General features: G+C 68.9%; 11 protein-coding genes. 7 read left to right on the top strand and 4 right to left on the bottom strand.

The genetic code is table 11. The features are described from left to right. Positions 1–2 precede the first annotated feature (2 nt). Positions 3–731, bottom strand: a complete 729-nt coding sequence (locus MRBLWH11_RS18760) for an FCD domain-containing protein (RefSeq protein ID WP_341945918.1) — start codon at positions 729–731, stop codon at positions 3–5. Positions 732–890: 159 nt separating this feature from the next. On the opposite strand from MRBLWH11_RS18760, the gene MRBLWH11_RS18755 reads away from it, so the two are divergent. From MRBLWH11_RS18755 to MRBLWH11_RS18725, 7 genes are all read left to right on the top strand, one after another. After that, complete coding sequence (locus MRBLWH11_RS18755) at positions 891–2558, top strand: thiamine pyrophosphate-dependent enzyme (protein WP_341945917.1); 1668 nt, start codon at positions 891–893, stop codon at positions 2556–2558. A 1-nt stretch (position 2559) separates the two neighbouring features. Continuing rightward, positions 2560–3999 carry an aldehyde dehydrogenase family protein gene (locus MRBLWH11_RS18750; protein WP_341945916.1) on the top strand — a complete coding sequence of 480 codons (1440 nt, stop codon included), beginning with the start codon at positions 2560–2562 and terminating at the stop codon, positions 3997–3999. A 104-nt stretch (positions 4000–4103) separates the two neighbouring features. Continuing rightward, positions 4104–5678 carry an ABC transporter substrate-binding protein gene (locus tag MRBLWH11_RS18745; RefSeq protein WP_341945915.1) on the top strand — a complete coding sequence of 525 codons (1575 nt, stop codon included), beginning with the start codon at positions 4104–4106 and terminating at the stop codon, positions 5676–5678. 4 nt (positions 5679–5682) lie between these two features. Beyond that, positions 5683–6705, top strand: coding sequence for an ABC transporter permease (locus MRBLWH11_RS18740; protein ID WP_341945914.1), 1023 nt, complete (start codon positions 5683–5685; stop codon positions 6703–6705). Then, positions 6702–8627, top strand: coding sequence for a dipeptide/oligopeptide/nickel ABC transporter permease/ATP-binding protein (locus tag MRBLWH11_RS18735; RefSeq protein ID WP_341945913.1), 1926 nt, complete (start codon positions 6702–6704; stop codon positions 8625–8627). The genes MRBLWH11_RS18740 and MRBLWH11_RS18735 overlap by 4 nt, the downstream gene beginning before the upstream one ends. Then, positions 8624–9427, top strand: coding sequence for an ATP-binding cassette domain-containing protein (locus MRBLWH11_RS18730; protein WP_341945912.1), 804 nt, complete (start codon positions 8624–8626; stop codon positions 9425–9427). The genes MRBLWH11_RS18735 and MRBLWH11_RS18730 overlap by 4 nt, the downstream gene beginning before the upstream one ends. Continuing rightward, a complete protein-coding gene (locus tag MRBLWH11_RS18725; RefSeq protein ID WP_341945911.1) occupies positions 9428–10612 on the top strand; it encodes a M20 family metallopeptidase in 1185 nt (394 codons plus the stop codon). Here MRBLWH11_RS18725 and MRBLWH11_RS18720 read toward each other — a convergent pair. The 3 genes from MRBLWH11_RS18720 to MRBLWH11_RS18710 all read right to left on the bottom strand — a co-directional run bounded on the left by MRBLWH11_RS18720 (position 10602) and on the right by MRBLWH11_RS18710 (position 14978). After that, on the bottom strand, positions 10602–11969 hold the full coding sequence (locus MRBLWH11_RS18720; protein WP_341945910.1) for a hypothetical protein: 1368 nt from the start codon (positions 11967–11969) through the stop codon (positions 10602–10604). The genes MRBLWH11_RS18725 and MRBLWH11_RS18720 overlap by 11 nt on opposite strands. A 40-nt stretch (positions 11970–12009) precedes the next feature. Continuing rightward, positions 12010–13470 (bottom strand): hypothetical protein, encoded by a 1461-nt coding sequence (locus MRBLWH11_RS18715; RefSeq protein WP_341945909.1) that lies wholly within the window; start codon positions 13468–13470, stop codon positions 12010–12012. A 65-nt stretch (positions 13471–13535) separates the two neighbouring features. Then, positions 13536–14978 (bottom strand): XRE family transcriptional regulator, encoded by a 1443-nt coding sequence (locus MRBLWH11_RS18710; protein ID WP_116636885.1) that lies wholly within the window; start codon positions 14976–14978, stop codon positions 13536–13538. Between the last annotated feature and the right edge of the window lie 94 nt (positions 14979–15072).

Genomic DNA, 15072 nt, shown 5'->3' with positions numbered 1-15072 from the left:
TCTCAGCGTCCGAGCGTGCGGTGGTCGAGGACGGCCTTGCGGCCGGCCTCGACATCGCCGGAGCGTATGGCCTCGATCAGCGCGGTGTGGATGTGCAGGCGCTCGTCGGTGTCGGGTCGGAAGCCCGGGACCGACAGGTCGCTGTCGTCCACGCTCCCGCTCGTCTCGCCCTCGATGTAGTCGACGAGGTTGAGGTAGAACGTCCGCAGCACGGCGTTGGGAGAGATCTCCGCGATGCGACGGTGCAGGCGCCAGTTCCCGTGCAGGCCCTCGACGGGGTCGTGCCAATGATCGGCGATCTCGGCCATGAGGGCGTCGAGATCCGCGATGTCGTCGTCGGTGCGATGCGCCACCGCGTCGCCCATGACGGCTTCGTCGAGCGCGTCGAGCACCTTGACGACGTCGTGCACCGGGGCGCCGGTCTGCCGCAGTCGCAGCACGCTGTGTGCGAGGCGGATGAGCGGGGACTGGTCTGCGACGAAGATGCCGCCGCCGGGTCCGGGGCGCAGGTCGACCGAACCGCGGGCGCGCAGGACGCGGAGCGCTTCGCCGAGCGTGGCCGGCGCGACTCCGAACTGCTCGCACAGCTCCTGCCTGGTGCCGATCCGGTGACCGGGCGCGAGGTCCTCCGCCTTGATCATCGCCTCGACCTCGGTGACGACCCGGTCGGCTACGGACTGCGCCGGCGCGACACGCTGGAACGTACGTGCGTCTTCCTGGGTGGTGGCCACGGTGGTCCTTCGGTTCGGGGCGGCGTGCGGAGCGGATCATTCACATCCTAGGGACGCCTCGATGCCGCGGGGGCGTGACACGAGGCGAATCTCCTATTTGCAGTAATTGAATGTATCTAATACAGTCAATCACGCAATGCTGCTCACGAGAGGAACCCGATGACCGACCCCACCGGTGGCGATCTGCTCGCCGACTCCCTGATCAACCAGGGCGTCTCGACGATCTTCGGCATTCCGGGCGTCCAGCTCGATGCCGCCGCAGACGCTCTCCAGTCCCGCACCGATCAGGTCGACTTCATCTGTGCACGCAACGAGCAGGCCACCACGTACATGGCCGACGGATATGCGCGCAGCACCGGAGACGTGGGTGTCGCGATGGTCGTTCCCGGCCCCGGCGTCCTCAACGCGCTCTCGGGCGTGGCGACGGGGTACTCCGCGAACTCGCCCATGCTCCTGATCGCTGGTCAGATCGACTCGAAGGCGATCGGACGCGGACTCGGCGCTCTCCACGAACTGCCGGACCAGACCGGCATCCTCGAGCGCCTCACGAAGTGGACGGGCACGGCGCGTTCCGCGGATGAGATCCCCGGACTGGTCCGCGAGGCCTTCGTGCAGCTGCGCAGCGGGCGGCCCCGCCCGGTCGCCATCGAGGTGCCGCCGGACGTGCTGGCGGCGACGTCGCGGGTCGCCGCAGCCGAGCTCGTCTCGGCCGCGCCGCTCGTGCCGGACGAGCAGCAGATCCGCTCGGCGGCCGCGCTGCTCGCCGCCGCCGAGCGTCCCATGATCGTGGTGGGCGGCGGAGTGCTCGCCGCGAATGCCTCCGTCGCGCTCCAGGCGCTCGCAGAGGCCCTGGAAGCGCCGGTCCTCATGACGGACAACGGTCGCGGAGCGATCGATGCCCGCCATCGCCTCGCCTTCGATGCTCTCGCGCTCCGCGCTTTCCGAGAGGATGCCGACCTCGTCCTCGCGGTGGGCACGCGCTTCGTGTCCACCTTCGGCACGCAGGTCGACACCCACGGGGCCCCGGTCATCCTGATCAACGCCGAGGAAGCCGACCTCGGCGACCCGCGCGAGGCCGTGCACCGTCTGCACGCCGACGCCCGCCTGGCGCTCTCCGCGCTCGCCGCCGAGATCGGCAGCCCGACCCGCGATTCCCGTGAGGGCGAGTTCGTCCGTGTGCGTTCGTGGCTCGCCGCGCAGTTCGACGACATCGCGCCGCAGCGCGAGTACCTCTCGACGATCCGTGCCGCGCTGCCGGACGACGGCGTGTTCGTGAGCGAGTTCACGCAGGTCGGCTATGCCGCCAGCGCGTGCTACCCCGCATACCAGCCGCGAACCTACATCGGGCCCGGGTATCAGGGGACGCTGGGTTACGGCTTCGCGACCGCGCTCGGCGTCAAGGCCGCCGATCCCGCGCGCGCCGTGGTCTCGGTGAACGGCGACGGCGGCTTCTCCTGGACGCTGCAGGAGCTGTCCACGGCCAAGCGCTACGGGCTGGGACTGGTGACGATCGTCTTCCACGACGGCTTCTACGGCAACGTGCGAAGGATCCAGAAGAACCGGTACGGGGCGCGCTACTTCGCCAGCGACCTCACGAACCCCGACTACGGCGTGCTCGCGGACGCGTTCGGCATCCGCTCCGCCCAGGCGTTCACGCCGCAGGAGCTCGCGGGCGTCCTCGCGGACGCGGTCCCCGCGAACGAGCCCATCCTCATCAACGTCCCGGTGGGTGAGTTCCCCTCACCCTGGCACCTGATCCACGAAGGGGTGCCGCGGCCCGCGCCGCTCGCCACCGGATCGCACCTGATCCAGCGGGCAGGGGTCTGACATGATCATCGGTCACGACATCGCGGGCATCAGAGAGGGTGCCGAAGGACGCCGGTCGATCGATGTCGTCAATCCGGCGAACGGGAGCATCGTCGGCGCCGTCGTCGCCGGTGACTCGGAAGACGTCGATCGTGCGGTGGCCGCTGCCGTCGCGGCGTTCGACGCCTGGTCCACCAGGCCGATGTCGCAGCGGATCGCTCACGTCGAGGCGCTCGCCGAGGGGTTGGCGCGCCACCGGGAGCGACTCGCTGCGACATTGAGTGCGGAGATGGGCTCGCCCATCGCGTTCTCCCGCGCCGCGCAGGTCGAGGTCGCGATCGCCGACCTGGCCCGTCTCGTGGATGCCGCGCGCTCCCATGTGGCGAGGGAGTCGGTGTCGAACTCCCTCGTGATCGCCGAGCCCGTCGGGGTCGTGGCGGCGATCACGCCGTGGAACTTCCCGCTCCATCAGATCATGCTCAAGGTGGGCGCGGCGATCCTCGCCGGTTGCACCGTGGTGCTCAAGCCCAGCGAGGTGGCACCCCTCAACGCGGCGCTCGTCGGCGACATCCTCCGCGAGATCGACCTCCCTGCCGGAGTGGTCAACATCGTCCACGGGGACGGCGCCGGCGTGGGATCGGCGCTCGTGACGCACCCCGCCGTCGACATGGTCACGTTCACCGGCTCGCGCTCGGTGGGTGAGGGCGTCGCCCGCGCGGCAGCCGCGACCATCAAGAAGGTCGCACTCGAACTGGGAGGCAAGTCCGCGGCGATCGTCCTCGAGGACGCGCCCATCGAGGAGTCGGTCGACTCCGTGCTGGCGTCGTGCTTCGCGAACGCGGGCCAGACCTGTGCGGCTCAGACGCGGGTGCTCGTGCCCGCGTCGCTGCTCGACGCCTGGCAGGACGCCGCTGTGCGGGCGACCGCGGGATGGGCGCCGGGCGATCCGGCGGACGAGTCCACGGCGACCGGACCTGTCGCATCGGGGCTGCAGCGCGACCGTGTGCGTGCGCACATCGAGACCGCGATCGACCAGGGTGCGCGCCTGCTCGCCGGCGGCCTCGATATCGTCGAACCGACGGCAGGCGGAGCCTACGTGCAGCCCACGATCTTCACCGACGTGACACCGGAGATGCGGATCTTCCACGAGGAGGTCTTCGGCCCGGTGCTCACGATCACTCCCTATGCCACGGTCGATGAGGCTGTCGACCTGGCCAACGACAGTGTGTACGGGCTGTCGGGCGGCGTCTGGTCGAGTGATCCTCGACGCGCCCTCGATGTCGCTCTGCGCATGCGCACGGGCACCGTCGGAATCAACGGCGCGGGCCTCGACGTGGGTGCACCCTTCGGGGGGTACAAGCAGTCGGGGATCGGCCGGGAATGCGGCGTGCACGGGTTCGAGGAGTTCCTCGAGCTCAAGTCGGTGATGGGCGCCGCTGCCCTCATCGACGACCACTCGTGATCGGTTACATACCCGAAACACCGTCGACACGAGTCCATAAAGAGCAATTCATAACATTCAATTGGGTTGAACCGCACCGTGCGGAACCCGTGAGAGAGGACACCATGAGACGCAGCATTGTCGCCGCGGCCGCCGTCGGCGTGACGGCCCTTGCCCTGTCCGGCTGCGCCGGAACGGCGGAGCCCGGGGGAGGAGAAGCGCAGACGATCAGGATCGCCGTGCAGTCTGACCCTGGAACGCTCAATCCCATCACGAATGCGACGAACGCGAGTGAGTCCGTCTCCACATTCGGCTATGAGTCGCTGCTGTTCTACCCGACCGGTGCAGAGCCGCAGGGGCTCCTGGCCGAATCGTGGGAGGCCACCACCACGACCGTGCAGTTCACGCTCAAGGACGGCGTCCTCTGCGTCGACGGCGAGCCTCTCACGGCGAGCGACGTCAAGGCGACCTTCGAGTACGCCGCCGCGGATGAGACCGGCTCTCCCTACAAGGGGGTCTACTTCCCGGCCGAAGGGCTGACGATCGAGGCGGACGACGACGCCCGCACGGTCACGTTCACGAGCGAGAACGCGCAGAGCTTCCTCGCCGAGACGATCGGCGCGCTGCCCATCGTCTGCGCGACAGGACTGTCGGATCCGGGAGTCCTCGACACGGAGTTCCACGGAACAGGCGCCTACGCGCTGGAGTCCTCGTCACCCGGTCAGTCGTACACGTTCACGCTGCGTGACGACTACGCCTGGGGCCCTGACGACACGACCAGCAAGACCGCGGGTCTTCCCGGCACGGTCGAGGTCTCGATCATCGAGAGCGACTCGACTGCGGCGAACCTGCTGCAGACGGGCGAGGCCAACATCGCCGAGGTCGGCGGCAGCGAACGCGACCGGCTCGACGGCACCGAGTTCGCGAGCGAGCTCGAGGTTCCGCTGCGGCCGGGGCTGATCTTCTTCAACCAGGCGGAGGGCCGCGTCGGTCACGATCTCGCGGTCCGTGAAGCCCTCGCTCAGGCCGTCGACCGTGAAGCCGTCGGACCCGTCGCCTCGGCGGGGCGCGGCGAGCAGATCACGACCCTGGTGTCGGAGTTCGGCGCCGCCTGCACGACGATGGACAGCTCCTCCGCCATCCCGTCCTACGACGTCGAGGCGGCTGCTGCGGCGCTGGACGCCGCCGGATGGGTGGAGGGGGCCGACGGCATCCGCTCCAAGGACGGCAAGCCGCTGTCGATCCTGATGCTCTACCCGGCGTCGGAGAGCCAGGGAGTGACCGCCGCGATCGAGCTCCTGCAGACCGAGTTCGCGAAGATCGGCGTCGAGGCGACGCCGACGCCCTCGGCCGCATACACCGACGTGATATTCTCGGGTGGCGACTGGGACATCGTGTGGGCACCGATCTTCACGAGCCTGCCGAGCGACTGGGCCGGCATCCTCGGGGGAGAGTTCCCGCCGAACGGCGGCAACTGGACCTACAACGCCAACCAGGAGTACTTCGACCTGGTGGGCGAGGCGCAGGCGCTCGCCGGCGCGGACTCGTGCGATGCCTGGCAGGCCGCGCAGGACTCGCTCTTCAGCAACCTGCAGGTGCTGCCGGTGTACTCCTCGACGTCGACCTTCTACGGCGTCGGCGTGGAGTTCGGCATGTCGAAGAGCATCCTCGCTCCGACCACGATCCGCGTGACAGAGTGACCGTATGACGTCGCAGATCGTGACGCGGCCGAAGACCGTCGTGGTGACCACCCCTCGGGGTGGTCGCCGCGGCGGCGGGCGCTGGGTCCCCTTCCTCCTCCGCCGTATCGGGCGCATGATCACCGCGATGCTGGTGATCGTGACGGCGGCATTCGTCGTGCTCCGCGCCGCCGGAGGAGACCCCGTGCGCGCCGCGCTCGGCCCCACCGCTCCGGCGTCCGTCGTCGCCGAGCGCCGGTCGCAGCTGGGGCTCGATGACCCGCTCGTCGTGCAGTTCTGGGACTACCTGACGGGCATCGTCCTCCGTGGCGACCTCGGCGTCTCGCTCATCACCGGACGATCCGTGAACGAGCTGGTCGAGTTCCGGCTTCCGGCGACGGTGCAGCTCGCCGGCATCGCGTTCGTGGTGATCCTGCTCATCGCCATTCCGCTCGGACTGGCGATCGCGATCCTCACCGCGGGCAACCGACGTCGCCCGGTCGAGGTGGTGTTCACCTCGGTCACCGGGTTCTTCGCGGCCGTGCCCGAGTACCTCATCGGCGTGGCCCTGCTCCTGCTCTTCGCGATCACGATCCCGCTCCTGCCCGTGGCGGGGATCAGCGGCCCTCAGTCCTACATCCTTCCGGTGCTCGCTCTCGCGCTCGGGGCGTCCGCATCGCTCTCCCGCATCGCGCGTGTCGAGGCACTGAACGTCCTCAGCGACGACTACATCCGCACAGCACGGTCCAAGCGCCTGCCCGCCGCGATGATCTACTTCCGCCACGCTCTTCCGAACATGCTCACCGCGACCTTGACGCTCGGCGGTGCACTGCTCGCGACGATGATCGCCGGCAGCGTCCTGGTCGAGCGGGTCTTCAACTGGCCCGGCATGGGAAGCGCCTTCGTACAGGCGATCATCACAAAGGACTACGGCATCGTGCAGGGACTCGCGATCGTGTACGCGGCGATCATCCTCGTCGTGAACCTGCTGGTGGACATCGTCCTCGCCGTCCTCGACCGCCGAACGACCATTCTGGAGACCGCATGACCTCCGCTCGCCGGCGACGTTCCTGGCTCCTCCAGTCGCCCATGGCGCTGATCTCACTGACCGTCATCACGGTCCTGGCCGTGCTGGCCGTCGTCGCCCCCCTTCTGTGGGGGACGCAGGCCGAGACACCCTCACCGGCGGATCTGCTGCAGCCGCCGAGCGCGGAGCATCCGCTCGGAACCGACGCGCTGGGGCGGGATCTGCTTCTGCGCACCCTGGTCGCGACCCGTCTCTCGCTCGTGATGGCCTTGACGGCGACGGCCCTCGGCGCCGTGGCCGGTCTGATCCTCGGCGCTCTGCCCGTCGTCTCGGGGCCCCGGGTGCAGCGGATGTTCGGGTCCGTCATCAACACCTGGCTCGCCTTCCCGGTGCTGCTCGTCGCGATGCTCACCGTCATCCTGCTCGGCACCGGCTCCACGACGGCCGTGATCGCGCTGGCCCTGACCATGACACCGTCGTTCGCCCGTCTCGCGCAGACGCTGTCTTCGCGTGTCGGCGGTTCGGAGTATCTCGCGGCGGCGCGACTGCTCGGTGTCTCCAAGACCCGTCAGTTCACCCGCTACATCCTGCCCAACATCGCCGAGCCGGTGATCGTGAACGTGACGATCTCCATCGGCGGCGGGCTGCTCGCCCTGTCGAGCCTCAGCTTCCTCGGTGTCGGCGTCCAGCCGCCGGAGTACGACTGGGGGCGCCTGCTCAGTGAGGGTTTCGAGCAGGTTTACAGTCAGCCCTCCGCGGTGGTGGGCCCCGGCGTCATGGTCGTGCTCGCCGGCATCGTCTTCGGCATGTTCGGCGAGGCCCTCGCCTCCCACATGCGCGGGCGCGGGCGAGCGCGCACGCTGTCGGCGCGCGAACTCGGCGAGCCGGAGCGCGTCGACGCCGCGGCAGTGTCGGATGACGGGGAGGATGCCGTCGAATCGCTCCTCGAGGTCTCCGGACTGAGCGTCTCCTTCCCCGGCGAACACGGATGGGTGCGGCCGGTGCAGGACGTGTCCTTCCGTATAGCGCCCGGAGAGATCGTCGGCGTCGTCGGCGAATCGGGCAGTGGGAAGAGCGTCACGATGATGGCGATCGCGCAGCTCGCACCCGCAGGCGCCGCTGTGAGCGCTCGGCACCTGCGGTTCGCAGGCGAGGAGCTGGCCGGATTGTCGGGCGAACGCGCGGCGAGGAAGCTCGGCACCCGCGTCGGCGTGGTGTTCCAGGACTCGCTGACTGCTCTCAATCCCGCGCTGCGTGTCGGCACCCAGCTCGCCGAAGTGCCGCGCGTCCATCGGAACGCGACGAGGAGAGAGGCCGACGCGGCCGCCGTCGACGCTCTCGCTGCGGTGTCGATCACGGATCCCGCACGCCGCGCCAAGCAGTTCCCGCACGAGTTCTCCGGCGGCATGCGCCAGCGCGCCCTGATCGCGATGTCGCAGATCGGCAAGCCGCGTCTGATCATCGCCGACGAGCCGACGACCGCCCTCGACGTCACGGTGCAGCAGCGCGTGCTCGCCCTCCTCCGGCAGGAGTGCGAGGAGACCGGGGCCGCGGCGATCGTGGTGTCGCACGACATCGCGGTGCTCGCCGAGCTCTGCCAGCGGATCCTGGTCATGTACGGCGGTCGGATCGTCGAGGATGTCGACGTGCGGCATCTCGCCGAACCCGAACGGCTCGCCCACCCGTACACCAGGGCGCTGGCGGAATCGTTGCCCGATCTCGACACCGATCGCACGGCCCCGCTCGCGACCATCCCCGGCGAGCCGCCGGACCTGTCACTCCCCGTCGTGGGCTGCGCCTTCGCGCCTCGCTGCGCATTCGCGACCGAGACCTGCCGCACCGACACTCCGCAGCTCGTCGCTCACGGATCCGGGCGCGTCGCGTGCTGGCATCCGCAGAACGTGGGCGCTCGCGACGACACCTACTTGAAGGCGGGTGCATGATGGCCGATCTCGTCATCGAGAACCTGGTGGTCACATTCGGCCGCGGACACCACGCCGTGAACGCGGTGGACGACGTGTCGCTCACCGTCCCGCACGGAACGACCGTCGGCCTCGTGGGGGAATCCGGCTCGGGCAAGTCCACCGTCGCGCGCACGGTGGCGGGTCTGCAGAAAGCCACCTCCGGACGCATCCTGCTCGACGGAAAGGATCTGGCGCTGGGGCGACGCGACCGGCGGGCGCACGCCCGAGACGTGCAGATGATCTTCCAGGATCCGTACTCGTCGCTGAACCCGCGGATGTCGGTGGGGGAGACCCTCGATGAGGCGCTGGCGACCCACGGGTCCGGGAGCGCCCGCGCGCGTGCCGCCGGTGTGAAGGAGCTGCTCGAGCTCGTCCGTCTGAAGCCGGGCGTCTCCGACCTGCACCCGTCGAGCCTTTCCGGCGGAATGCGCCAGCGCGTCGCGATCGCGCGCTGCCTCGCGGTCAAGCCGCGGCTCATCATCGCCGACGAGATCACCTCGGCGCTCGACGCCTCCGTGCAGGGGGCCGTGCTGAATCTGATGCGCGAGCTGCAGCGAGAGCTGGAGCTGTCCGTGCTCTTCATCACGCACAACCTGGCGGCCGTCCGCTACATCGCCGACACGACAGCCGTCATGCGCAGCGGCGAGATCGTCGAGTACGGCGATGCGGATGCGATCGTGTCGCATCCGGTGCACCCCTACACCCAGGCTCTGGTCGCGGCGATACCCCGTATCCAGAACGCCGGCACCGACAGCCTCCTCCACTCGATCGGATCCTGAATGACCCTGCTCGACGACGCTCGCGGCCTGCTCCCGGAGCTCGTGGCCCTCCGCCGTGCCATCCATGCGGATCCCGAGCTCGGTCTCGCGCTTCCGCGCACCCAGCAGCGCGTGCTCGACGCGCTCGCGCCCTGGGATCTCGAGACCCGATGCGGTACGGGGCTGAGCTCGGTCGCGGCGGTCGTCCGCGGTGCGCACCCGGGGCCGACGGTGCTGCTGCGCGCCGACATGGATGCGCTTCCCCTCGCAGAGGAGACCGGTCTCGACTTCGCCGCGACCGGTGAGCGGATGCACGCGTGCGGGCACGACCTGCACGTCGCGGGACTCGTCGGAGCCGCTCACCTCCTGGCCGCGCGACGCGAGGAGCTGCACGGCGACGTCCTGCTGATGTTCCAACCCGGCGAGGAGATCGGGGACGGGGCGAAGCGGATGATCGATGAGGGGCTGCTGGAGCTCACGGGTTCGATCCCCGTCGCCGCCTTCGGGATCCACGTGGTGCCGGGGGAGTACGGGATCTTCTCGACGCGCGTCGGCGCGCTGATGGCCGGGGCGATCGAGGTCGAGGTCACGATCACGGGCCAGGGCGGCCATGCCTCGGCTCCGCACCTCACCCGCGACCCTGTGCCGGTGATCGCCGAGCTCGTCACGGCCCTGCAGGCGTTCGTGACGCGCCGCTTCGACGTGTTCGACCCCGTCGTCCTCAGCGTCACCCAGCTTCAGGCGGGGGGACCGGCCCGCAACATCATCTCCGACACCGCGACCCTCGTCGCATCGGTCCGTGTGCTCTCGCACGAGAGCAGTGCGCGCGTGCAGACCGAGCTTCCTCTGCTGGTCCAGGAGATCGCGGCGGCGCACGGCTGCACGGCCGCGATCGACACCGTCGTGCTGTGCCCTCCGACGGTCAACGACGAGGCCGCGGTGGAAGATGCCCGCGCGAGCCTGATCGCGCTGTTCGGCGAGGAGCGGGTGCGCGAGACGCCGAATCCTGTGATGGGCTCGGAGGACTTCTCGTATGTCCTCGAACGCATCCCGGGAGCATTCCTGTTCCTGCGCGCGACTCCGGCCGGACTCGACCTCGAGACCGCGGCGCCCAACCACTCGCCGCATGTCGTGTTCGACGACGCCGTGCTGGCCGACCAGGCAGCCGCCCTCGCCGGCTTCGCTCTGGACAGCCTCAGCGGCTGAGCCCGCCCAGGAAGGCTCGCAGATCGGCGTTCAGACGGATCGACGCCTCCGGGTCGCTGTACATCATGTGTCCTGCGGGGTACCAGTGGGACTCGGTGCGCTCCGTCGGCAGATCCCAGTGGCGCAGGAGATGATCGGCGGCGCCGACGGTGGTGAGGGAGTCGTAGATCCCCGTTCCGATGAACAGGCGCGCCTGCGGCATCTGCTTCATCCACTGGGAGAGCCGGGCGGGGTAGGGATAGGTGTGGAACGGCGACGGGCGTCCCATCGCGATGAACATCGCCGCTCCCTCGTCCTCCCATTCCCAGTCCGCCCCCGCTGAGGGGTCGACGATCCGGTACGGTTCGTCTACGGCTGCGCGGAAGACCTCGGTCAGCAGTCGAGCGATCCCGGAGGTGTAGCGCGGCGTCAGGGCGACGTCCGAGGGATCGATCGCGAGCTCGCCGACGGAGCGGTCCGCGGTCGCCGCCTGGTATCGGCTGTCGGTGACTCCAAGGGTCCGACCGCTCAGAAGCCGCGCCCGGAAGTCCTGCTTGCTGATCCACAGTCGCGAGTCGATCAGCTCCTGCGCAGGGATGCCGATCATCGCCGAGAGCTGCGCTGCGGTCGCTGCGAGCTCGTCCTTCTCGATCGCGTTCCCCTTCAGCATCGCAAGGGCGAGATCCGCGCCGGCGAACTCCAGCGCCGCAGTGATCGAGGCCTCGACGGTGGCGTGTTCGCGGGACCCCTTGCCGTGGAACCACGCGGTGGCGGCTTTGTAGGGCAGATTCGCGAGGGCTCCGACGATGTTGCCGGGGCGGTCGAGCGTCTCCTGGATGTTGACGGCCTGACCGAGCAGCGCGATGCCGGTGAGCGGGGCGGTGTCCATGCCGTGCGCCGAGGTCGCGAGGAATGCGGCGCGCTGCGTTCCGTAGCTCTCGCCCAGGAAGTACTTGGGGGAGTCCCACCGGCCGTGTCGGTTCACCCACTCGGCGATGGCGACCGCGATGACATCGGCATCGCCCTCGACGGAGCGGAACGCTGCGGCATCCGCGTCGTCGTCGATTCTGCCGAAGCCGGTTCCGGGGGCGTCGAGGAAGACGAGATCGGCGACGTCGAGAACGGTGGAAGGGCTCTCCTCGATCCCGTACGGGGGCGCGCCGTCGCACGCCGGGTCGCGAGGGATCCTCGCGCGCCACGGACCGATTCCGCTGAGATGCAGGTAGACAGACGAGACCCCGGGCCCGCCGTTGGTGAGGAACAGCACGGGGCGATCCCGCGCCACCTCCACCGTGTAGCTGAAAGCGGAGAGGGTGCCGAGCGCGCCTCCGGTCGATCTCCGCAGCGGGAGCTCCTCGCGTCGAGCCGTGTACTCCATAGATCCGATGCGTCCGGGGGCGCGATCGTCGGCGCCCACCTCAGTGCGCGGTCGCGTCGCGGTAGAACGAGTCGAGGTCGCGCTTCATCTGCTCGACGGCCCGCTCGTCGACGAAGGTCATGTGACCGGATTCGTAGAACGTGAAGCGGATGTTCTCGCGCAGCGTCGGTGCGAGGTACAGGTGCGCGACGTCGAGTTCCGGTCCGAAGAACGGGGTCGCCAGATCGTAGTATCCGCCCATCACGTAGACCTTCAGATTCGGATTGCGGCGCACGGCGGCGGAGAGATCGAGGGACACGTCGGGGACGAGCTGCGGGGCGTCGACACCCGGAGCCTTGTGCCTCCAGTCCCAGGCTCGCGAGATGGGCATGTTGTACAGGTGTCGGTAGTGCAGGTCGCTGGTGTAGCCGATGTCATCGACGAGGTGCGCACGATAGGTCGACAGGTGCGCGCTGTTCACGCCGGCGGTCGCGGCGTCATCCGTCGCCGGATCATGCGATCCGTTTCCCCGGACGTATTGGTGCTCCGCCGTGAATCGGGTGTCGAAGCGACCGATCACGCGGCCCTCGTCGGCGAGCAGCGCGTAGCGGTACTGCTCCATGCCGATTCGGAAGTGGTTCTTCGTGAGCATTCCGGCGTCGAGGCCGACGAGGGCGCTCATCTGCTCTGCCACGGCTGTCTCGGTCTCGGAGGGGAGGAGGTCGCCGCGCAGCAGCGCCTCCGCGAACGGTCCCTGCGCGAACGCACGTGCTTCGGCGAGGAAGGGCTCGAGTGCCTGGTGCGTCGTCCGTGCCCTGCCGTGATACCACGCAGTGGCCGCGTAGGACGGCAGCAGATTGATGTACTCGCGAGGCCCGCCGAGGTTGCTCTCCCCCCAGTTCAGGACGGTCGACAGCAGGATGACGCCGTTGAAGTCCAGACCCTGGTTCTGCAGCCGATGCACGAGCGCAGCCGCGCGCGTCGTACCGTACGACTCGCCGAAAAGGAAACGAGGGGCGTTCCAACTGTTCGTGCGAGTGAGCCACCGCGTGATCGCCTTGGCGTAGGCGTCCACGTCCTGGTCCACACCCCACAGCTGCGCCGCTGTCGCGTCGCCGAGGAGCCGGGAGTAACCCGTGCCCGGGGCATCGATGAACACCAGGTCGGATTCGGTGAGCAGCGTGTAGGGGTTCTCGTCGGTGGCATAGGGCGCAGGCGGGGTCGCGTGCGGCGTGCGGGTGGGAGTGCGCTTCGGCCCGAACCCGCCGATGTTCAACCAGAGGCTGGCGGAGCCGGGGCCGCCGTTGAACAGGAAGGTGATCGGGCGCGCCGGTGCTCCCTCCTCGCGGTCGGCGACGTACGAGGTGTAGAAGACGCTCGCGAGGGGGCGGTGGTCATCGTCTCGGACGATGAGGGTTCCTGCTCCCGCGGTGTACTCGAGCGAGCGGCCGCCCGTCGACAGCTGGTGGCGGCGCGAGGTGAAGGTCTCGGCGGGGGTCTCAGCAATGGTCGAGTCGGTCACAGGGCTCCCTCGTGAAGGTGAATGACTGAATTGAATATATCTTAATCACCTCGCCCTGAGGCGCGTCACTCGCTGGCGTGCCGCCCGAGGAAGTTGTACACCTCGTTGTCGTCCACGCCGGGGAAAGCGCCACGGGGGAGCGGCGAGAACATGTGCGTGTGCACGCGCGCGCTCGGCCAAGCCTTCCCGTTCCAGCGCTCCGCGAGGTCGTTGGACGGACGGCGGCAGCAGGCTTCGTCCGGGCAGGTCGACACGGCGCGGTCGACGCTCTCGCGGCCGCGCCACCAGCGCGCATCGTCGAAGGGGACGCCGACGGTGATGGAGAACTCCCCGTCGCTCGACGAACCCGTCTGCGTCGAGCACCAGAACGTGCCGGACGGGGTGTCGGTGTACTGGTGGTGCTCGGTCGTGCGGTTCTGCTGCGTGAACGCCGCCCGCGCCTGGAACTTCCGGCAGACGCGCTGACCCTCGACCGCCCCTGTGACGTCCATCGGCAGCGGCAGGTCGTCGTTCTCGTAGACGCGCGTGATCGCTCCGGTCGCATCCACGCGCAGGAAGTGCAGCGGCATCCCGAGGTGCTGCGTGACGAGGTTCGTCATGCGCATCCCCGCGGCCTCGTGCGTCACGCCGAACGCGTCGCGGAAGTCCTCGACCGCGAGGTTGCGGTCCTTCTTGGCCTGCTGGAGGAAGGCGACCGACGCGGTCTCGGGCATGAGGCAGCACGCGGCGAAGTAGTTGATCTCGAGGCGCTGCTGCAGGAAGTCCGCGTAGTCGGTCGGCGGCGTGTGGCCGAGCAGCCGGTGCGCCATGGCCTGCAGCGCCATCGAGCGCAGTCCGTGGCCGCCCGGGATCGACGCCGGCGGAAGGTAGATGCGCCCGTTCTCGAGGTCGGTGACGGAGCGGGTGGAATGAGGGAGATCGTTGACGTAGATCAGCTCGAAGCCGAGCTTCTCCGCCATGATGCTCACGGTGCGGTGCGTCAGTGCACCCTGCACGTGCCCTGCCGACTTCAGCTGCTTCTCGGCCAGCTTCTCGATGTCGGGGAGGTAGTTGTTCTGCGCGCGCATCCGCAGTCGCAGCTCGGTGTTGCCGCGGCGCGCCTCCTCGGGCGTCGCGATGGCCTCGCGCTCGCGGCGCTGCAGCTCGCGATGCAGCCCGAGAATCGATTCGATCGTCTCGTCGCTGGTGCCCTTGGTGACGCGGATCGGCGCGACGCCGAGCTGGCGGAACACCGGGCTCTCCTGCGCGCGCTCGAGCTCGATCTCGAGTGCCGCGCGGCGGTTCGGCGGCTCACCGGAGATGAGGTCGGTCACCTGGGTGCTGGTCGCCTGCGCGATCGCCTGGAGCAGCGACAGCTTCGGTTCGCGTTTGCCGTTCTCGATGAGGCTCAGCTGGGAGCCTGCGACGCCGACGAGCGCGCCGAGTTCGTCGAGCGTGAACCCGTTCTCGAGTCGGTGGTGACGGATGCGGTGACCGAGGGTCGTGAGATGGATGCCGGAGGACGCCATTCCTTGAGTCTAGCGAAAGAATTTGAATTCTTATCGTCTGTTTCGTCCGAAAATACCTCCCGAGTCGGAAGAAGATGGATGCAACGCCCCACAC

Source organism: Microbacterium sp. LWH11-1.2 (assembly GCF_038397745.1).
Classification (GTDB): Bacteria; Actinomycetota; Actinomycetes; order Actinomycetales; family Microbacteriaceae; genus Microbacterium.
This window is presented reverse-complemented; position numbering and strand designations above follow the sequence as displayed.